At 36.0% G+C, this 19602-nt stretch carries 23 protein-coding genes; 15 read left to right on the top strand and 8 right to left on the bottom strand.

The genetic code is table 11. From position 1 onward, the window contains the following. Positions 1-53 precede the first annotated feature (53 nt). Complete coding sequence (locus tag H0173_RS14695; protein ID WP_221847286.1) at positions 54-1052, bottom strand: inorganic phosphate transporter; 999 nt, start codon at positions 1050-1052, stop codon at positions 54-56. Positions 1053-1065: 13 nt separating this feature from the next. Next, entirely contained in the window at positions 1066-1683 is a 618-nt protein-coding gene (locus H0173_RS14690; RefSeq protein WP_221847285.1) for a DUF47 domain-containing protein, read from the bottom strand. A 541-nt stretch (positions 1684-2224) separates the two neighbouring features. Between H0173_RS14690 and H0173_RS14685 the strand changes: the two genes are divergently transcribed. Then, complete coding sequence (locus H0173_RS14685; RefSeq protein ID WP_221847284.1) at positions 2225-2485, top strand: GlsB/YeaQ/YmgE family stress response membrane protein; 261 nt, start codon at positions 2225-2227, stop codon at positions 2483-2485. Positions 2486-2528: 43 nt separating this feature from the next. Here the strand turns inward: H0173_RS14685 and H0173_RS14680 are convergent, their stop codons facing one another. Continuing rightward, positions 2529-3458, bottom strand: coding sequence for an RluA family pseudouridine synthase (locus H0173_RS14680; protein WP_221847283.1), 930 nt, complete (start codon positions 3456-3458; stop codon positions 2529-2531). A 133-nt stretch (positions 3459-3591) separates the two neighbouring features. Between H0173_RS14680 and H0173_RS14675 the strand changes: the two genes are divergently transcribed. After that, positions 3592-3990: a YhcU family protein gene (locus H0173_RS14675; RefSeq protein WP_221847282.1), complete on the top strand. Its 399-nt coding sequence runs from the start codon at positions 3592-3594 to the stop codon at positions 3988-3990. A gap of 48 nt (positions 3991-4038) precedes the next feature. Here H0173_RS14675 and H0173_RS14670 read toward each other — a convergent pair whose 3' ends face one another. Both H0173_RS14670 and H0173_RS14665 read right to left on the bottom strand, forming a co-directional pair. Next, positions 4039-4509, bottom strand: a complete 471-nt coding sequence (locus H0173_RS14670) for a thioredoxin family protein (protein ID WP_221847281.1) — start codon at positions 4507-4509, stop codon at positions 4039-4041. Position 4510: 1 nt separating this feature from the next. Beyond that, positions 4511-4945, bottom strand: coding sequence for a disulfide oxidoreductase (locus H0173_RS14665; protein ID WP_221847280.1), 435 nt, complete (start codon positions 4943-4945; stop codon positions 4511-4513). 285 nt (positions 4946-5230) lie between these two features. Here H0173_RS14665 and H0173_RS14660 point away from each other — a divergent pair, with 285 nt between their 5' ends. From H0173_RS14660 to H0173_RS14650, 3 genes are all read left to right on the top strand, one after another. Continuing rightward, the gene (locus H0173_RS14660; RefSeq protein WP_313770652.1) at positions 5231-6352 is read left to right on the top strand and encodes a GAF domain-containing sensor histidine kinase; all 1122 of its coding nucleotides are present in this window, start codon (positions 5231-5233) and stop codon (positions 6350-6352) included. 12 nt (positions 6353-6364) lie between these two features. Next, positions 6365-7006, top strand: a complete 642-nt coding sequence (locus tag H0173_RS14655) for a response regulator (RefSeq protein WP_221847278.1) — start codon at positions 6365-6367, stop codon at positions 7004-7006. 201 nt (positions 7007-7207) lie between these two features. Then, complete coding sequence (locus H0173_RS14650; protein ID WP_221847277.1) at positions 7208-7735, top strand: NADPH-dependent FMN reductase; 528 nt, start codon at positions 7208-7210, stop codon at positions 7733-7735. A 111-nt stretch (positions 7736-7846) separates the two neighbouring features. Here H0173_RS14650 and H0173_RS14645 read toward each other — a convergent pair whose 3' ends face one another. After that, positions 7847-8098 carry a YhdB family protein gene (locus H0173_RS14645; RefSeq protein WP_221847276.1) on the bottom strand — a complete coding sequence of 84 codons (252 nt, stop codon included), beginning with the start codon at positions 8096-8098 and terminating at the stop codon, positions 7847-7849. A gap of 207 nt (positions 8099-8305) precedes the next feature. Here H0173_RS14645 and H0173_RS14640 point away from each other — a divergent pair, with 207 nt between their 5' ends. The 10 genes from H0173_RS14640 to H0173_RS14595 all read left to right on the top strand — a co-directional run bounded on the left by H0173_RS14640 (position 8306) and on the right by H0173_RS14595 (position 17605). Beyond that, positions 8306-8614, top strand: a complete 309-nt coding sequence (locus H0173_RS14640; protein ID WP_221847275.1) for a DUF3889 domain-containing protein — start codon at positions 8306-8308, stop codon at positions 8612-8614. Between the two features lie 159 nt (positions 8615-8773). Beyond that, the gene (locus H0173_RS14635; RefSeq protein ID WP_221847274.1) at positions 8774-9469 is read left to right on the top strand and encodes a response regulator transcription factor; all 696 of its coding nucleotides are present in this window, start codon (positions 8774-8776) and stop codon (positions 9467-9469) included. After that, positions 9466-10818, top strand: coding sequence for a sensor histidine kinase (locus H0173_RS14630; protein WP_221847273.1), 1353 nt, complete (start codon positions 9466-9468; stop codon positions 10816-10818). The genes H0173_RS14635 and H0173_RS14630 overlap by 4 nt, the downstream gene beginning before the upstream one ends. Positions 10819-10894: 76 nt before the next feature. Then, positions 10895-11623, top strand: coding sequence for a PepSY domain-containing protein (locus H0173_RS14625; RefSeq protein ID WP_221847272.1), 729 nt, complete (start codon positions 10895-10897; stop codon positions 11621-11623). Positions 11624-11731: 108 nt separating this feature from the next. Continuing rightward, positions 11732-12295: a PepSY domain-containing protein gene (locus H0173_RS14620; protein WP_221847271.1), complete on the top strand. Its 564-nt coding sequence runs from the start codon at positions 11732-11734 to the stop codon at positions 12293-12295. Positions 12296-12402: 107 nt separating this feature from the next. Next, on the top strand, positions 12403-13818 hold the full coding sequence (locus H0173_RS14615) for a SpoVR family protein (protein ID WP_221847270.1): 1416 nt from the start codon (positions 12403-12405) through the stop codon (positions 13816-13818). Positions 13819-14112: 294 nt separating this feature from the next. After that, positions 14113-15051, top strand: a complete 939-nt coding sequence (locus H0173_RS14610) for a ring-cleaving dioxygenase (RefSeq protein WP_221847269.1) — start codon at positions 14113-14115, stop codon at positions 15049-15051. Between the two features lie 107 nt (positions 15052-15158). Beyond that, positions 15159-16118 (top strand): ring-cleaving dioxygenase, encoded by a 960-nt coding sequence (locus H0173_RS14605; RefSeq protein WP_221847268.1) that lies wholly within the window; start codon positions 15159-15161, stop codon positions 16116-16118. Then, positions 16102-16713: an alpha/beta hydrolase gene (locus tag H0173_RS14600; RefSeq protein ID WP_221847267.1), complete on the top strand. Its 612-nt coding sequence runs from the start codon at positions 16102-16104 to the stop codon at positions 16711-16713. Before H0173_RS14605 ends, H0173_RS14600 begins: the two co-directional genes overlap by 17 nt. Before the next feature lie 358 nt (positions 16714-17071). Further along, on the top strand, positions 17072-17605 hold the full coding sequence (locus H0173_RS14595; RefSeq protein ID WP_221847266.1) for a hypothetical protein: 534 nt from the start codon (positions 17072-17074) through the stop codon (positions 17603-17605). Positions 17606-17633: 28 nt separating this feature from the next. Here H0173_RS14595 and H0173_RS14590 read toward each other — a convergent pair whose 3' ends face one another. Together H0173_RS14590 and H0173_RS14585 are read right to left on the bottom strand one after the other, a co-directional pair. After that, on the bottom strand, positions 17634-18530 hold the full coding sequence (locus H0173_RS14590) for a YitT family protein (RefSeq protein WP_221847265.1): 897 nt from the start codon (positions 18528-18530) through the stop codon (positions 17634-17636). 327 nt (positions 18531-18857) lie between these two features. Continuing rightward, positions 18858-19487 carry a hypothetical protein gene (locus tag H0173_RS14585; protein ID WP_221847264.1) on the bottom strand — a complete coding sequence of 210 codons (630 nt, stop codon included), beginning with the start codon at positions 19485-19487 and terminating at the stop codon, positions 18858-18860. Positions 19488-19602 lie beyond the last annotated feature (115 nt).

Below are 19602 nucleotides of genomic sequence, written 5' to 3'. Positions count from 1 at the left end.
GTTTTAAGAAGCATGGAAGTATTCCGAACTTCTTAAAACCAGCCATTTGGGTTCTAGAATATTGCATTTAATAGTAAATAAATAAGCCCAGCAATTGTTGCTGAAATAGGTAAAGTAATAACCCATGTAATTAACATTCTTTGAGCGGTGCCCCATTTAACTCCTTTTAGTCTATGAGCTGAACCAACCCCTAAGATTGATGAAGAAATAACATGTGTTGTACTTACCGGCAAATGAATAAAGGTAGCACCAAAAATGATCATTGCTCCTGTTATATCAGCAGCTACTCCGTTTACTGGACGGATCTTCATTATTTTTCCGCCAACGGTTTTAATGATCTTCCAGCCCCCAACAGAAGTTCCTAGACCCATTGCAAGTGCACAGGAGAATTGTACCCAAAATGGAATATCTGTACTTGTAACATAATTATTGGCAATTAATGCCATAGTGATAATCCCCATTGCTTTTTGAGCATCATTCGTTCCATGAGTATAGGATTGCAAAGCGGCTGTGAAAATCTGGAATAAACGGAAATTTCGATTTGTTTTCGGTAAGTTATTATGCTTGAAAACGACTTTAAAAATACTATATACAATATATCCAATGACAAATGCAAGGATTGGCGAGAAAATGAGTGCTTCGAGAATTTTGAGAAATCCTTGATAATGAATTGCAGAAAACCCTGCAGCTGCAATGGCGGCACCTGCAATCGACCCAATAATTGCATGAGAAGAACTGCTAGGAATGCCATAATACCATGTAAGTAAGTTCCAAAAGATAGCTGAGATAAGTGCGGCCAGGATAACTAAAGATCCATTTTGCAGTGTAAATGGGTCAACGATATCTTTTGTAATGGTTTTTGCAACACCTGTAAATGTCATGGCTCCAGCAAAGTTCATGAATGCAGCTAAGATAATAGCATGTCTAGGCTTTAAAGCTTTCGTTGATACAGCTGTAGCAATGGCATTAGCCGTATCATGGAAGCCATTAATAAAATCAAATGCCAAGGCTCCGATGACAATCAAGACTGTAATAATAAATATTCCATCCATATGTTATGGCTCCTTACGCATTCTTCATGATGATGGTTTCAAGAGTATTGGCAACTTCTTGGCAGCTATCTGCAATCTCTTCCATATTCTCATAAATCTCTTTATACTGAATAATTCTGATAGGATCCTTCTCCACAGAGAACAGATGTTTAATTGATTGGCGAAGTATGATATCGCATTGTGATTCGTAATCTTTAATTTTTATGGCATGCTCACGCATTTGCAGTAATTTTTTATTTGCTAGCAGCTCGATTGATTTTTCGATCTCGTATGAGCAATTTTTTATAGCATCAACAAACTTCAGCATATAATCATCTGCCTGAGTTATCGAGTACATTTCAAATAAAGCGGCACAATGTTCAATTCCATCAATTACATCGTCCATACTCATAGCAAGAAGAAGAATATCTTCGCGTTCAATAGGTGTAATAAAAGCATTATTTAATTCTTTTATTACTTCGTGAACATATGTATCTCCCTTTGATTCATACGCCTTCATTGTTTCAGCAAATGGTTTTAAATCACTTACATTGTTTAGTTTATAATCGGCAAAATAATTTGCTCCCTCTTTCACATTTACGGCGATGTTACTTAACAGTGTATTAAATTTATCTTTCTTTTTAAAAGCCATTCTTTAACCTCCATTTGAAAAAATATCACCCAAACGAAATCATTTTATACGAAAATTGGCGAATTAGATAGTTTTAAGTCGTAAAAAGATAAAAAATTATTATAAATCAGCAAAATACTTGTTTTTTATTACAAATTTGGGAGCTGATTAATGTTTAGGCTGATTTTAATTGTTTTTTTTAGTATGCGAAACTTAACCAATTATAATCATTTTAGTGAATGCCCAGTTTTGGACAAATGCTTCTCGGGTATTAGATATATAAATCCCGGCAGTAGCCGTTTATATAGATTTGAGCGATTGCATGAAGGCAATCGCTTTATTATTTTTTACATATATGGAAGTGTTATTTATGCAACTGATTCTTCATGAGGATCAGTTGTTTTCAAATTTTTTTAAAGAAAAAAGTGTAATTTACTCAGAACTGGGTACCTTACATATAAAGCTTCAAGCTTGTACAAAGTAATATTTGGTCACAACATTAAGCTGAATGAAAGAGACAATTTAGAGCAAAACTACACTAAAAAGTAAGGAGAGTGTAATTATGTTTAGTTTCTTATGGTCACTAATTATTGGTGGAATTATTGGTTGGATTGCCGGAATGATTGTTGGAAAAGATATTCCTGGAGGAGTATTTGGTAATATTATTGCTGGATTTATTGGGGCATGGCTAGGAACTGCTATCTTTGGTAACTGGGGTCCAGAAATTGCGAACTTTGCCATTATTCCTGCGATAATCGGTGCAGTCATTCTAGTCTTTTTACTAAGCATGGTTATGAGAGCATTTAGAAAAACAACTGATTAATTATATTTTAAGGCCGTCTCAGCAGATGAGGCGGCCTTTATTTTTATTTCAAATCAATTGGTGCGACATTTAGAAAATCAGCTAGCTTTGCATCATCGGAAACTTTTGCGTAGCAGATAATTTTTTCCATTGTAAAAGGATGTGGGAACTCAAGCTTTGCTGCATGCAGCGCCTGACGATTGAAAATGGGCTTGCCCCCGTATAAAAGATCACCTGCTAACGGATGGCCAATATGGCTTAAATGAACACGGATTTGGTGTGTTCGACCAGTCTCTAAACGGCATTGAATTAATGATAAATTCTGTTTTCCGTATGTTTTTATTAATTTGTACTGGGTAATAGCCGGCTGACCGCCAGAGGATACTCGACGTCTTGTAGCATGATGGCGATCTCGTCCAATTGGCTCATTAATCATTCCACTCTTTGTTTCAATGATACCGTGAACAAGTGCTACATACGTTCGTTTAATAATTCTCTCCTCCAGCATTCTATCCAAGATACTGCCTGCAAACGGATGCTTAGCAAAAAGAACAGCACCAGATGTATCACGGTCTAGCCTATGAACATGCCTTATTCCCTGAATTTCTCCTTGTGATTGCAGATGATAGGCAGCAGCATTCAAAAGCGTGTTAGATTGTTCAGGGGCGTTTGGATGAGTATCCATCCCTGCAGGTTTATTAAAAACAATAAGATGATCATCCTCGTACAAAATCTCCACGTCATGAAAGGCTGGAATGACCCCAAATTCCTCATGGGCAAAAAATTTTAGCTGCAATTTATCTTTTTCTTTTAATGGTGAGGTCCAGCTAATATGATCTCCATTTATTTTTACTTGTTTTTCCATTCGCATAAAATGTATTTGTTTCTTTGGTAATTTCCAAATATTCCTAAGAATATAATCGATAGTAAAACCTTCCCATTCATGGGGCAAAGTTAATTCAAACCATTCTCCGTACCTCTTGGTCTTTATCATGTTTCATCTCCTTCTTTATTGCAAAAATGGAAGCTGTTTGGGTTTAATTACCACCCTAAATTACCTATTAAATATGATATTCTAATTCTATATATTACGAACAGGTTACAATGATTAAAAGGTGGTCATCCATGTGAAAGTTGTTTTTGCATCAACTCCTGAACAAGAACAGAAAATACAAGAACTGATTCAAAAAATCTATTCAAAAGTGTTTCCTCTCTATTTTTTTGATGAAGAAATAAAGGAATTTGAGCGCAAGCAAGTATTACATACAACAACACGACATATAGAATATTTTGGAACATTAAAAGAAGCATATCAAGTTATAGCTAGTTTACAAACAATTATTGCAATATTAGAACTTTCTCACTTAGATCTTAAATATGAAGGCTTGTTTGAAAAAAATGTTTACACTTTACATGATTATGGTTTGACTTTCCCATTTTCTTTCAGACATTTTTGCAAAGACAAAATTATGAAGAGTGATGTCCTCAGCATTTATACAAAAGCAGCTAATGAGATTTTAATCTAATACAATGAAAACGCCTGCAAAATGGATCCGCAGGCGTTTTTTTATTTCTTATTGGCTATTTTCTTTAAACCATTGTTCAAAAACTTCTTTATCCTGGTAACCAGTAATACGATTTACTTCTTTCCCAGCTTTATATTGTACAATCGTCGGTGTTTCTGTAATTAAGTATTGATCCCAGCCTTTGTCAAATTCAAGCAAGTTAAATTGAACAAGATCCACCTTCATTTTCGTTGCTAATGGCGCTACCACGGGCGTTGTTCTTTGACAGTGGGGGCATGTAGGGCTGTAGAAATAAACCGTTACATCTTCTTTATTGTCTAATTTCTTTTTTAATTCCTCGGGCAGGATCAGATTTTGATAATTAGGGTCATTTAGCTGGGCAATCGTTTCAGGGTGAAGAGTATCCTTCCCATATGGATTTTCCTCAGATACTTTTTCCTCATTTTGCATTTTTGTGAGAAATCCAACTGCCACAAAAAGGACTATAATAACAGCAAGAAAAATAATAACCTTTTTCATCCTATTTAACCTCTTTCGTTTTTTTCCATAATAACAAGCTGCAGATAAAAATAATGATAAATGCAATTAACGCTAAAAAAGGAATGGTAATAAAGCCTAACCAATTTATGTACTCTCCTGTACATGGTACTCTCCCGCATGATGCAGCATGATCTGCAAGAAATGACACCTTCTGAATGGAATAATGATAAAGTGAGATACAGGCACCTATTCCAGATAGAATCATGGAATATAGGCTAATTCTATAATCCTTCGTAATGACGGCTATTCCTAAAATTATGACGAAAGGATACATAGCAATTCGTTGGTACCAGCATAATGCACAAGGCTCATATTGGCGAATTTCTGAAAAATAAAGGCTTCCAAACATGGCAATAACAGAGGCAGCCCAAGCAATAAATAAAAGGGATTCTCGATTATCTTTCGTATTATTCATAAAGTACTCCTTAATCTTAGATACCTAAGAAAATTATAGGGCCATCTGTTTGATTTTGTAAATTAACAATTAAACTTTATCATTGTTTGTTCTAAATTTCGTCATAGTTTAGCCATCTTCTAGGTTCTTTTTTATCTTAAAGAAAAGACGAATAATATTCAAATTTATTGCCATTTAACATGTTTCTACAACTTTAGTCGGAGAGGTTTTCAATCTATTTGCTAAGGCTGCAAAAGTATAAAAGTATTATAATAATGGGAGAAGCATCCATTGGGAGGAATAAAGGTGGCTTTAGAGAATCATCATTCAGAAATTTGGATCTTAAAAGAAATTGCTGAATTATTAAATGAAGGAACGGAAATAAAAACAATCCTATCAGAGGTTCTTGCAAAATTGCTGCATGTCACTGGTTTGGAAACAGGATGGATTTTTTTAATAGAGCCTGATGGAAATTATAATCTTGCTGCGTATGAAAATTTGCCTCCTGCTTTATCTTCCAAACATAATGAGCCAATGTGTAAAGGAGACTGCTGGTGCATTGACCGCTTTAATAATGGGCGGTTGCATAAGGCGATAAATATTATTGAATGCAAAAGAATTGAAGATGTCATACTTGAAAAAAGAGCTGGCACCAATGGACTCACTCACCATGCCTCTGTTCCACTTCGGGCAGGTGAGGAGAGGTTTGGTATATTAAATGTCGGTTCTCCTAATAAGACCCATTTTTCAAATGAAGAATTGGCACTTCTTGAATCTATTGCCTTTCAAATTGGCACAGCCTTAAAGCGAATCAAGCTGACAGAGCGAGAGCAGGAGAACGCATTAACTGCTGAAAGAAACAGGCTTGCCAGAGATTTGCATGATTCGGTCAATCAGCTTCTTTTCTCTTTAAGTTTAACAGCTAGAGGCGGTGCCGAAATGGCAAACGATATAGAAATAAAAGAAACGTTTTCATACATTCAAGACTTAGCGCAGGAAGCTTTGAACGAAATGAGAGCATTAATCTGGCAGCTCCGTCCAAGAGGGCTCGAGAATGGGATAATTAGTGCATTATTGAGCTACGGAGAAATGCTTGAATTGGATGTGAAATCAAAGGTAAAGGGCGTCATTTCACTCCCGGGCAAGGTAGAAGAAGCTTTATGGAGAATTGGCCAAGAAGCACTTGCGAATTGTAAGAAGCATTCTGGCCAATCTAAGGTTGAATTTACATTAGCGATAGAAAATAATCAAGTAATGATGGTGATTTCTGATTTTGGCTGTGGTTTTTATTATGATGGGAATGTAAGAAATATACCTTCTTTAGGATTAAGGAGCATGCGTGATCGGACAGAGTCATTAAATGGACAATTCAAGCTGGAAAGCTCTGAACAAAACGGAACAAAAATAGAAATTATTATTCCGATATAGGGGGAAAAGAAAATGGCCATACGTGTTCTCATTGCAGATGACCATCATGTTGTAAGACGCGGACTTGTTTTTTTTCTAAAAACTCAGCAGGAAATTGAAATAGTCGGGGAAGCAAAAAATGGACAAGAAGCAGTGGAATTGGCAGTAAGCTTGAAGCCGGAAATTGTTTTAATGGATTTGGAGATGCCGGTTTTAAATGGTATTGAGGCAACACGCGAAATAAAAAAACTTTGTCCAGAAATTAAAGTCATGATGTTAACAAGCTTTTCTGACCAGGATCATGTAATCCCTGCTTTAGAAGCTGGGGCGTCTGGCTATCAGTTAAAGGACATTGAACCGGATGAGCTTGTCAAAGCAATTAGGCATTTAATGACAGGAGAAAATCAGCTTCATCCAAAAGCAACAACCCATTTACTATCTCACTTATCTGGAAAAAACAGTTCTGAAAAAAAATCCATCGATGAGCTTACAAAAAGAGAAATTGAAGTTTTACAGGAAATTGCAAAGGGGAAAAGTAATAAAGAAATTGCCGCTGATTTATTTATTACTGAAAAAACAGTGAAAACACATGTTTCCAATCTCCTATCCAAGCTTGAGCTTGCAGACCGGACTCAAGCAGCCCTCTTTGCAGTAAGAAATGGTATAATGAAATAATGCTGACAAGAACAAAGTTCCTATTGCCTGTTCATCTAATCGTAATAATACTTATACTTATACTTACTTTAAAATGAAACACAGCATTATTATTATTTAAGTAATATTAACAAAACAATGGACATAAACGACGATGATAAAGTACAATCTCTTCCATACTAAAAATGCGGCATTCAATAAGATTCGATAGGAGAGATACAATTGAAATTGACAATCATTAATGGCAGTCCCAGAAAAAAAGGAAGAACTGGGATTGCTTCAAGATATATTGCGAAGAAATACGGAGCAGAATTAATTGATTTAAGTAAAGGAGATCTTCCATTATACAATGGGGAAGAGGAACAGCATCAATTACCTGCAGTTAAAGCCTTGCGTGAAGCAGTTTCACAGTCCGATGGAATTATTCTTGCATCACCAGAATATCATAGCGGCATGAGTGGTGCGCTAAAGAATGCGCTGGATTTCCTTGGGAATGAGCAATTTGCTAACAAGCCTGTTGCCTTACTTGTAGCAGCAGGAGGAGGAAAAGGCGGAATTAATGCTTTAGGAAATATGAGAACCGTTGGCAGGGGAGTATATGCCAATGTAATTCCTCGTCAACTAGTCTTGGACCCGCACTGCTTTGATTATGAAAATGACTGGCTGCATGAAGAACCGGCAAAACAAGTTGATCAATTAATGAATGAGCTGCAAATGTATATGAATATGTATGTCCAAATAAAGGGCTGATTTTGAAGAATTGTTCTTATCGCCGTTAGAGAAATGGGTTTCGAAAGAAATAATCTGTCAGCAAAAGGAAAACACGGTTGTGAAAAACCGTGTTTTTTTTGGTGGAATTCATTATGGTAACTGGTATAAATCTTCAGGCAGGTCAATCGCATTGTAGGCATTTGCATGGTCGATGTATCTAAGTAAAGAATATAAGTGTTTCTCAATGACGGAGTAATCTTTCTCAAAGTTATACGAATGAAGGAAATGCTCTATTTTTTTTGAAAGAAAATGGTCTTCTGTTCTAACCATTAAGATGAGCAAATTGTCCCACTCTGATCGGTGAACATAGTATAGAGCTCGATCATAATCTAATTTATTCATTTGTCCTTTTCCTCCTCTTCAAGGAGTTGATTATAGCTTATGTGTTTGAAAAAATAATTTACACTGTAAATGTTGGACATGCTGATATGATCGTGTTTTCATCTTTTACCTGTATAACATAAGACATTTGCGTATGAATTTCAGAGGTACATAAAAATCAGCTACAAACAGATAATAAGAAAAAACTCTCAAACTGGGGGAAAAGTAATGAAAAAATTGCTGTATCTTTTTGTAACTGCTTGTTTATTCTTGCATGTTCAAACTTTAGCGTTTGCGGAAAATAATGCTGATGAATACGAAAAGTATGGCCGCATAGCCATTGCAGTTGTTAAAGAAGATTATCCTGGAGAAAATGTAGTTGAATATCAATATGCAGGCAGACAAAATATTTCTGAAACAGATGTAGTGGATTCTTTTATCTTTAATGTAAAAGAAAACAATCAACTGAAAAAAGTAACAGTTAAGGTTTCACATAGCTTAACAAACAAGAAGCTTCTTCAGTTGACTGTTGAATAAGGCACTGAAGCTAGACAGTAACTGGGATAAGAGAGTACGACGCTCCTTATCCCTTCTTTATGCCTATTTTTAAAAAGTCAATTCTTTATATAATGAATTAGTTTAATATTTTTGCTAATCTTGTTAAATAATTGGTGATTAACCAAAAGGAGGAATACTGTGAATAAAGAATCGATCTTAGTTGTCGAGGATGAAGAAAAAATTGCCCGCCTCCTTGAGCTGGAATTAGAATATGAAGGCTATCATGTAACAAAGGTAATGGACGGGATATCTGCTCTTGAGCAATACCGAATGAATAAATGGGATTTGATTTTATTAGATGTAATGCTGCCGGGCTTAAGCGGAATTGAAATACTACGGAGAATTCGAATGAATGACAGCTATACACCAGTTTTATTATTAACTGCGAAAGATTCAGTTGAGGATAAAGTCTCAGGGCTCGATTTAGGAGCAAATGATTATATAACAAAACCATTTCAAATAGAAGAATTGCTTGCAAGGGTACGGGCTGCATTAAGAAATAAAGCGATAGAAAATATCGAAGAAGAATCAGATTGGCTTCAGCTTGCTGATTTAAAGCTAAATGAAAAAACAAGAGAAGTCTTACGCGAAGACGAAAGCATTGAATTAACGCCAAGAGAATTCGATCTTTTAGCGTATTTATTAAAGAATAAATTACAAGTGTTAAATCGGGATCAAATATTAGAGACAGTATGGGGCTACGACTTCTTTGGCGATACGAATGTAGTAGATGTATATATTCGATATTTACGGAAGAAAATTGATCTCCCCGAAAAACAGACGTTAATTCATACAATCCGTGGCGTCGGTTATGTATTGAAGGAAGTAAAATGAAACTGCGCAATAAGATTAATTTAAATACTGCTGTTATGTTTACTGCCCTGTTAGTATTAATGAATCTTTCCATTTATTTTTTGTTTAGTAATTTAGTAATAAATAGTGAGCTTGAAACGGCTCAAGATGAAATGGCAATCTCAGCAAAGATGATTAACCAATATCTTGGTACTATTCCCGAAGATGATCTCCTAAGAACCTATCTGCCCGTGGAAGGAATGATTCGAATTGTCAGCCCTGACAAAAAAAAGACTCGTTCTTCTATAACCTTACATGAGCAAGAATTAAGGAATGAAAAGATTGAGTATTTCTCAGGTGAGGTCAATAAGAAAATGATCATACATAAGCGGATATACGCTTTTAATTCCATGCCTATTATTTTGCCTAATGGAAATATCGCCAATCTGCAAATTACAAAAAGCTTGGGGAAATCAATAGAAAATTTACATACACTCAGGGCTGTTCTTATTATCGTAACTTTACTTGCCCTAATACCAGTATTTATATCAAGCAGACTGCTTAGCAATCTCATGATTAATCCAGTAATAAGCATGATTAAAACAATGACTGAGATACGGGAGAGCGGTCAATTCAAGCGTCTGCCCTTAGAAGAAAACTCAAAGGATGAGCTTCACCAAATGGGTGAGACATTTAATCATATGATTGATTTGCTGGAGACCAATTTCAAAAAGCAAAAACAATTTGTCTCAAATGCATCTCATGAGCTTAAAACCCCCTTAACGGTAATTGAAAGTTATGCCAGTCTTCTAAAGCGAAGAGGACAAAAGGAGCCTGAGCTATTTAATGAGTCGATTGAAGCAATTCTTTCAGAGTCTATCCGTATGAGAGAAATGACTGAGCAATTATTACTGCTGGCAAAACATCATGAACAATGGAATTTAAAGCTTTCCAATGTGAACTTAATGGATCTTATTAAGCAAACAGCCAAGGGTTTTCAAAATGCGTATAACCGAGAAATAATCATTGAAGGTGATCATGTAAATTCTCTGGAAGTTGAAACAGACCAGCAAAAGCTAAAACAGCTTCTATTCATTTTTCTTGATAATGCAAGAAAATATAGTGAGTCTCCTATTACGATTTCTGTTGAGAACGAAAGGGAAAGAGTGATTATAAAAATTATTGACAAGGGAATGGGTATTCCTGAAGCTGATTTACGAAAGGTATTTGATCGTTTTTATAGAGTTGATAAGGCAAGAAGCCGTAAAAGCGGCGGTTCTGGGCTTGGTCTTTCGTTAGCAAAAGAAATTGCTGAGGCAATACATATACAGTTATCTCTTGATAGTAAAGAAGGTATTGGAACAATCGTGAATCTGTATATAAAAAAATAATAAATTTCCTTTTTCTCATCTTATTCTCATTTTCATATAGGAAAATAGAGGGATGAAAAGGTGGGGGGTGACATGATTGAATAACAAACGAGTGCTATGGATATCCATCGTTTTATTAGCTCTTTTAATAATATTTATAGGTTTTAAAGCATTTGGACCTCGGCTGTCTACTTCAGCTGAAACTCTTTCCCAAGAAAAAGCGAAAGCTTTAATGGAAGAAAGATACAATGGAGTTGTGACTGATATTGGGATGGAGAATAATCACTATGTAATGGAAATGGATCGGAACAAAACGAACTATGAAATAATATTAGATGCGGGGAGTGGAGAAGTCATCTCCTTTACTAAAAAAGTCGCATCAGCAAACATAGGGAATAGCGTAAAGGAAGAAACTTCAGACTCAACACAGACCAAGTCTTTAACAGAAAATGAAATTAAAAAAAATCTTCTTTCGGAGTTTCCTGGTGAGATTGCTTTATTTATTAAAATAAATGAACAAGGAAGAGAGTTATACAAAGTAATCATACAGGGAAAAGAAAAGAAAACAATCTTAAAGGCTGACACGGTTACAGGAAGTATCGTTTTTCAAAAATCCGAAAAAGAAGCAAAAGTAATTATTACCGAAGATGAAGCTAAACAAATTGCATTAAAACATGTAAAGGGACAAATCGATGATGTTGATTTAGAAACAGATAATGATTTAAGCTATTACCTCGTTGAAATAGACACACCTGATGAACGGGAAGCGACAGTCCAAATTCATGCTTTAACAGGGGAAGTATTGTCGATAACATGGGATGACTAAGATTCAATTAGCAATTCTCATCAATTTTTAATCTTCCTATTCTTTTTCTCTAATATTGCAGGTCTATATTGTAGATGTACAGGGAAAAGAATAAAGGAGGAAATAATAATGAAACATAAATTAATAATTGGAGCGGTTTCTGCAGCTGTTATTCTTGGAGGGGCAGTAGCTGCTGGAGCTGCAAAAAATGATTTGCCAAAGGTAGAAATGCAAACTAACAGTCAAAAAACAATAACTCACGATGAAGCCATTAAAATTGCTCTATCAAAGGCTGTCGGCCAAGTAGAGAGTGTGGAATTAGAAAATGGAAATGGAAAGCAATTCTTCGAAGTTGATATAAAAGGAAAGACTAAGGATGTAGAAGTTCGCATTGATGCTCAAACAGGGAAAGTGCTTTCAGTAAAAGCAGATGCCGATGATAGTGATGATTTTGAGAAGGGAGCTTCAGTTATTCAAAAAAATTACTTGTCCGTACAAAAGGCAATTGAAATTGCCCAAAAAGAAGTAAATGGAAAAGTGATTGAAATCAAACTTGATGAAGACGACAATAAAATGATATATGAAATTGAACTGAAAACAAGCAAAGGTGAAGCCGAACTTGAGCTTGATGCGGTTACAGGTAAAGTACTGGATATTGAATATGATCATGCCGATGATGATAACGATAAGTAAAGCAGGGAGCGGGGGATTCGATCTTCCGCTTTTTTGTTATAATTCAAGACACATCATTCCGCCTGTTTTTTCATAGATTGTGATAAGAACAAAAAGGGGGAATGGCTATGATGGAAGAGGATCGAAAGCAGCTGCATTATGCGATCGAAGAAATTACGGAAATCGCAAAAGGTTTTGGCCTCGACTTTTACCCGATGCGTTATGAAATATGCCCGGCAGATATTATTTATACATTTGGTGCTTATGGAATGCCAACCCGTTTTTCTCACTGGAGCTTTGGAAAGCAATTTTATAAAATGAAGCTTCATTATGATTTGGGGCTCTCCAAAATTTACGAGCTCGTTATAAACTCTAATCCATGCTATGCCTTTTTGCTCGACTCCAACTCATTAATTCAAAACAAATTGATCGTTGCCCATGTACTGGCACACTGTGATTTTTTCAAAAATAATGTTCGTTTCCAAAATACAAAGAGAGATATGGTTGAAAGTATGGCGGCAACTGCGGAACGAATTAGACAATATGAAATACTGCATGGAAAAAAAGCAGTCGAAACCTTCTTAGATGCAGTCCTCGCTATTGAAGAGCATATTGATCCTTCATTAATGAGGCCAAAGCTAGCGTGGAATTTAGATGAACAAGAATATGAAGATGAAGAACAAACCCTATCCACGCCATATGATGATTTATGGGGTTTAGATGAAAAGAATCGAAGAAAGCCTGACCCAATAAAAAGGAAGAAAAAATTCCCTCCACAGCCTGAAAAGGATTTATTACTCTTTATTGAAAGCTATAGTCGAGAGCTTTCTGATTGGCAGCGTGATATTCTAACGATGATGCGGGAAGAAATGCTCTACTTCTGGCCTCAACTCGAAACAAAAATCATGAATGAAGGCTGGGCATCGTATTGGCATCAGCGGATTCTTAGAGAAATGGATCTAACAAGTGCTGAGGCATTGGAGTTTGCAAAGCTAAATGCGGGAGTTGTTCAGCCATCTCGCACGAGCATTAACCCCTATTACCTTGGTTTAAAAATCTTTGAAGATATCGAAGAAAGATATAATGATCCAACAGATGAAATGAAGAAGCGCGGAGTACAGCCAGGATCTGGGCGAGAAAAAATGTTCGAGGTTCGTGAAATTGAATCCGATATTTCTTTCCTTCGCAACTATTTAACAAAGGATTTAGTAATGAGAGAAGATATGTACCTTTTCCAAAAGCAAGGGAAGGATTATAAAGTAGTTGATAAACAATGGGAGAATGTTCGGGATCAGCTCGTAAGTATGCGTGTGAACGGAGGATTCCCTTATTTAACAGTAAATGATGGGGATTATTTGAAAAATGGTGAGCTTTACTTAAAGCACGGGTTTGAAGGTATCGAACTTGACCTGAAATATTTGGAAAAGGTGCTGCCGTATGTTCATCAGCTTTGGGGAAGAAGTGTCCACATGGAAACAATTGTAGAAGGAAAAAATATGCTGTTTACGTATGATGGGAAAGGGATTCATCGAAAGTATTTATAATTTAATCTAAATACATGAGAACGGCAAGCTGAGATGCTTGCCGTTCTATTTGAGATAATTATTGACATAAATAACATTAGGTATTAAAATTATCTTTAATTCAAGATATTTTAATTAAATATAATTGCACTGTATTTAATTGATTAGAAAGTAAAAATAGATGCTTATGATCACAATAAATAAAGAAATGAGAGAATGAAGAAAACCACTCGGGACTGTTATACAGGGCTGGAATATGTCCCCTATTTATAAATCGAAAGTATATTTCATTTAAAAGAAAAGGGAGTGAGAAAATTGAAGAAAAAAACTATGGGCATTCACCATATAACTGCAATCGTAGGTAATCCCCAGGAAAATGTAGATTTTTATGCTGGAATTTTAGGTTTACGCTTAGTTAAACAAACAGTTAACTTTGATGACCCAGGCACATATCATCTGTATTTTGGTAATGAAGCTGGTCAGCCTGGAACAATCATTACGTTTTTTCCATGGACGAATGCCTACAAAGGAAAAATCGGAGCAGGCCAAGTTGGAGTTACATCCTATGCTGTGCCAATCGGTGCCATAGTGTTCTGGGAACAAAGATTGAATAAGTTTAATGTTTCCTACACTAAAACAGAGCGTTTTGGAGAGCAGGCATTGGCATTTGAGGATCCACATGGTCTACGTTTAGAAATTGTTGAGCGAGAGGAAGGGGAGGTTAACTTCTGGACATTTGGCGATGTAACCCCTGAAGTTGCGATTAAAGGTTTTGGGGGAGCTACTCTATTATCTGCTGAGCCAAACAAAACTGCTGAATTATTGGAAAAGATTATGGGATTAGACCTTGTTGGCAAAGAAGGAGATTATATTCGTTATCGCTCTTCAGCCGATATTGGAAATGTAATTGATCTAAAAGTAAATTCAAATGGACCCGGACAAATGGGTGTAGGAACGGTACATCATATTGCCTGGAGAGCTAGTGATGATCAGGACCAATTAGATTGGCAAAAATATGTTTCTGATTATGGATATGGTGTGACATCAGTACGTGATCGTAATTATTTTAATGCCATATACTTCAGAGAACATGGCGAGATTCTTTTTGAAATTGCCACTGATCCCCCTGGATTTGCACATGATGAATCACAAAATACAATGGGAGAGAAATTAATGCTGCCAAGCCAATATGAGCAATTTAGAGGACAGATTGAGAGAGAGTTATTACCAATTGAAGTGCGTGAACTTGACTAGTTTTTAGGAAACAGATTTATTTGCATGGCAAGTACTCTTTATTGCAGTAATATAGGCACAATTTCTAATATGTCTTTACAATTCTCTTAAGAATAGGGATGATACGGTTGCTTAAAACAGCAGGGATTCATCATATAACAGCAATGGTAAATGATGCCCAAAGGAATATTGATTTTTATGCTGGGGTACTTGGTTTAAGACTCGTGAAAAAAACTGTAAATTTTGATCGTCCGGAAGTATATCATCTTTATTTTGGAAATGAAACAGGTAATCCGGGAACAGTCATTACTCTCTTTCCATGGGAAAAGCAGTTAAAAGGACGAATCGGTACTGGTCAGGTTGGTGTGACAAGTTACATGGTTCCGATAGGATCTATTGAATTTTGGAAAGCTCGCTTGGATCAATTTGGTATTGATTATCGTTTATCCTTCCGCTTTGGAGAAGAGTATTTGACATTCAGCGATCCAGACGGTCTGCAAATAGAATTAACAGAACGAAATGATGGGTTAAATAATCATTGGAATGTTGGAGGCATCCTTCCCGACTATGCGATTAAAGGATTTAGCGGTGCAACATTAATCTCAACACAGCCTCATAAAACAGCAGATGTATTGGAAAATATTTTAGGTCTTCAGTGCTTAGGTGACGAAGATGGAATTCTTAGATTTAAATCTGATGTACAGCATGGAAATACAGTAGATATTAAATTAACACCATCGGTTAGGGGACTTATGGGAGCAGGAACTGTTCATCATATAGCATGGAGGGCAAGTGATGAGGATGAGCTTAATAGGTGGAAATTATCTCTTCAAGAAAAAGAATTTTATCCGACTGAAGTTCTTAATCGTAAATATTTCCAGTCCATTTATTTTCATGAAAAAGGCGGCATTCTTTTTGAGATAGCGACAGATCAGCCTGGTTTTACAGTGGATGAACCGGTTAACAGGTTAGGTGAAAAATTGATGCTGCCGTCGTGGTTAGAATCAAAAAGGGGAGAGTTGGAAGAGACCTTACCGAATGTAGAGGTTCGTAATATGGAGGATGATAAAAATGAAACATATTTTTAACAAAGGCAAAGATCTAACAAAGCCAACGTTTCTGCTATTACATGGAACTGGGGGAAATGAATTAGATTTGTTGCCTTTAGCAGGAAGAATCGATGGGGAAGCCTCGGTATTAACCGTTCGAGGGAATGTACTGGAAAATGGAATGCCGAGATTTTTCCGTAGAGTTGCAGAAGGAGTGTTTGATGAAGCCGATTTGATTTTTCGAACGACTGAATTAAATCAGTTCCTTGATGAAGCAGCACAAGAGTACGGATTTGATCGTGATAATATAATAGCAATTGGCTATTCAAATGGGGCTAATATAGCGGCTAGTTTATTATTTCACTATAAAAATGCTTTAAAGGGTGCAATTCTTCATCATCCAATGGTTCCAAGAAAAGGAATAGAGCTTCCGGTCTTATTAGGTAAGGAAGTGTTTATTGCTGCAGGAACGAATGACCCGATTTGTCCTCCTGAGGAATCTGAGGAATTGAAATCATTACTTGAGGAAGCTAATGCAAGCGTTTCTATTTATTGGGGAAATAGAGGACATCAACTGACTATTGAAGAGGTAGAAGCAGCTGCGCTATGGTATAAAGAAAGATATGTCAGGTAACCGGAAGTCAAAAAAGGTTCACCGCTCAAAAGACGAATTAGACTTTTAAAAAGGCTAATTTCTAAAAGATTGTAGTTTTTTTTCATTATTGAAAGCTAGAGTGGATTGGAGCGAAAGGCACTTGACTCCTGCGGGAAATAGAGGAAAGGTCGAGACCCCGCAGACGGAACGGCGAGGAGGCTCGACTTCCTCCCCGCGGAAAGGAAGTGCCTGTAGCGGAAAGGAACGGTCCACGGGTTAGTCTAAAAAACAAAGTTTACGAATACAACCTTTTAAAACAACGGCATAGAATGTACCGTTGTTTTTTTGCACTGAATATTTCTGATGAACACTGGAAAAATACACATGAGGTGAAAGTATGAAGAAGTTACGATTTATTCTTAGTATCTTAACCATTCTGTTTTTTTCAGTGAACATAAACACAGCTCTAGCATTAAACTCTGACAAGCAAGCAGTTGACTGTGCACAGAAGAAAGATATGAGAAATAAAGCATATAATGAAGCAGTCATGAAAGATATCTTTTCAAGCTTTGGACATAAGTATGAAGAGATTATTGATCAAAGTATGTATTTGAATTTTATCGATCTAATGAAATATAGCGTCATTACAGGAAAACGGGATGTACAAATGGAAAGCTTAAAAGACCATATGGGCGGAGATTCGAATGGGGAAAAAAGAATTTACTTCTTCCATGGCAATCCCGAAGCCGCATATATTTTCTATAAAAATTTAGATCATCAAAATATTGCTATTCAATTAGAACGCAGCAATAATGAATGGGTTGTTAAGGACAAAAAAATCAAAAAGGGTAAAAAAATCCCGTTTATACGAGAAAAGTGTGAGGATGATTATTTCATGAAACGGATGTTTAATAATCTATATCAAAAATAAAGGTGCCGTATTTGGCACCTTTTCTCCATCAATGAATCGATTTTTTCTTAAATCGGCCACCGCGCACTTCAGTAATATTGGCAATGGCTAAAAATGCTTGAGGATCAAGCTCTTCGACGATTGTTTTTAATTTTGCTTCTTCAAGTCGTGTAATTACACAGAAAATGACCTTCTTATCATCTCCAGTGTAAGCACCTTCACCGTTTAAATACGTCACTCCACGGCCAAGTCTAGCAAGGATTGCATCCCCAACAATTTTATGATTCTCCGAAATGATCCAGACTGATTTCGATTCATCCAAACCTTGGATCACGATGTCAATCGTTTTATATGCAATAAAATAGGCAAGAACTGAATACATGGCTCGATTCCAGCCAAATACAAATCCAGCAGACGTGAAAATAAATAGATTAAAGAACATTACAATTTCCCCAACTGAAAAAGGAAGCTTCTTATTAACAATAATAGCTAGTATCTCTGTTCCATCTAGAGATCCGCCATATCGGATGACGATTCCTACACCTGCGCCTAAAATAATACCGCCAAAAACGGTTGCCAGCAGGGGATCAGTCGTAAAAACTGGAACATCATGAAGAAGTGCGGTTGAAACAGAAAGAACAGTAATTCCTAATAAAGTGGACAAAGCGAAGGTTTTACCAATCTGTTTGTAACCTATATAGAAAAAGGGGATATTTAAGATGAAGATAAATAAACCTAATTTCATGCCGGTTAAATGTGAAAGGATGATCGAGATACCAGTAATTCCTCCATCCAAAATTTTATTTGGAACGAGAAATTCTTCAATTCCTACCCCCATAAGGACAGAACCAAAACAAATAAAGAAAATAATTTTTACTAATTTAGTTTTTGACAAGCCTTTATGTACAGCGGCTTGAACTCCAATATTTTCTGTCGAATCAATCATATAGTTTCCCCCAATTACTTTGTTGGATTCTAGTATTAAGTCATAGCATGAGCTGTCAATACAGTTAATTATAACATTCTTCGACTTATTTCTGTGAAATGCAGCTTGAAAAAGTTCGAAAGTCTTCCATATTATATGGAAATTACTCAAATGAAGGAACATGAAGGGAAAAATTCACCGAAGGGATCTGTAAAATACAGAAGATATTTATTTTATTATGTAAAAAATATGCAAAATATATATGTTAGATTCTAAGGAATAATGCATATAGAAATGTAAATGCGAAAAAAAACTGCCATATTTACACGGCAGCCAATTGGGGTATGATTAGTCCTTTATATCTTCTTTAATTTTTTTCATTAATGATCTTTTTTCTTCACGGAGTTTTTCTCTATCAATCATTAAGCTTTCTTTTATTTCTCTAAAGGATTTTCCTTCCTTTTTCATTTGAATTAATTCTTCTAAGTTTTTATTGCTAACCTTTGCCATAGCTGCACCCATTACGATAAAACGTAAGGGGATGCCGTCATTCACCCATTGCTCAATATCTTTTTCCTTTTTACCGGAGTACTCTGCTACATTTTCGATGACTTCTTCTTTATGCTCCTGGAGAAATTTTTCCTTGTGCTCACACATTTCTTTTCTAAGTTTTTTCATATCTAACCCGTAATGCTCAGCGGTTTTGTCCCATGACGAGTCATTTTTCTTATAAACGTTTAGAACATCATCAACCTTATTGTTTGTATATTTTGCAATATGTGCAGCCTTTAAAATCTCCTTTTTGGAAAATCCTTGATCTAACAGACGTTCCATATCTTGTTCACTAATAAACTGGTGGTGATGCTTTCCTTCATGTTGCGGATTTACTTCTGCATATGTAATGTGGGATGCTTGAACAAGCAGGAAACCGGCTACCATTACCCCGATTATCCATTTTCTTAATAAATTTCTTTTCATTCTTACGCACTCCTTTATCATTTATTCGTTTATATGCTTAGCATGTCCATAAATTATAAATGAATGTGGTAAAAAATGGACTGAAGGGTAAAAACGAAGGTATTAAGATATATTT

The organism is Bacillus sp. S/N-304-OC-R1 (genome assembly GCF_019749375.1).
Classification (GTDB): Bacteria; Bacillota; Bacilli; order Bacillales; family Cytobacillaceae; genus Cytobacillus.
Note: the sequence above shows the minus strand (reverse complement) of the source record. Positions and strands in the feature narration are given on the sequence as shown.

Coding starts and splice junctions, on each gene's coding strand:
- H0173_RS14695 (WP_221847286.1), bottom strand. CDS start 1,052: ATGGATGGAATATTTATTATTACAGTCTTGATTGTCATCGGAGCCTTG.
- H0173_RS14690 (WP_221847285.1), bottom strand. CDS start 1,683: ATGGCTTTTAAAAAGAAAGATAAATTTAATACACTGTTAAGTAACATC.
- H0173_RS14685 (WP_221847284.1), top strand. CDS start 2,225: ATGTTTAGTTTCTTATGGTCACTAATTATTGGTGGAATTATTGGTTGG.
- H0173_RS14680 (WP_221847283.1), bottom strand. CDS start 3,458: ATGATAAAGACCAAGAGGTACGGAGAATGGTTTGAATTAACTTTGCCC.
- H0173_RS14670 (WP_221847281.1), bottom strand. CDS start 4,509: ATGAAAAAGGTTATTATTTTTCTTGCTGTTATTATAGTCCTTTTTGTG.
- H0173_RS14665 (WP_221847280.1), bottom strand. CDS start 4,945: ATGAATAATACGAAAGATAATCGAGAATCCCTTTTATTTATTGCTTGG.
- H0173_RS14655 (WP_221847278.1), top strand. CDS start 6,365: ATGGCCATACGTGTTCTCATTGCAGATGACCATCATGTTGTAAGACGC.
- H0173_RS14645 (WP_221847276.1), bottom strand. CDS start 8,098: ATGAATAAATTAGATTATGATCGAGCTCTATACTATGTTCACCGATCA.
- H0173_RS14640 (WP_221847275.1), top strand. CDS start 8,306: ATGAAAAAATTGCTGTATCTTTTTGTAACTGCTTGTTTATTCTTGCAT.
- H0173_RS14630 (WP_221847273.1), top strand. CDS start 9,466: ATGAAACTGCGCAATAAGATTAATTTAAATACTGCTGTTATGTTTACT.
- H0173_RS14620 (WP_221847271.1), top strand. CDS start 11,732: ATGAAACATAAATTAATAATTGGAGCGGTTTCTGCAGCTGTTATTCTT.
- H0173_RS14615 (WP_221847270.1), top strand. CDS start 12,403: ATGATGGAAGAGGATCGAAAGCAGCTGCATTATGCGATCGAAGAAATT.
- H0173_RS14600 (WP_221847267.1), top strand. CDS start 16,102: ATGAAACATATTTTTAACAAAGGCAAAGATCTAACAAAGCCAACGTTT.
- H0173_RS14595 (WP_221847266.1), top strand. CDS start 17,072: ATGAAGAAGTTACGATTTATTCTTAGTATCTTAACCATTCTGTTTTTT.
- H0173_RS14590 (WP_221847265.1), bottom strand. CDS start 18,530: ATGATTGATTCGACAGAAAATATTGGAGTTCAAGCCGCTGTACATAAA.
- H0173_RS14585 (WP_221847264.1), bottom strand. CDS start 19,487: ATGAAAAGAAATTTATTAAGAAAATGGATAATCGGGGTAATGGTAGCC.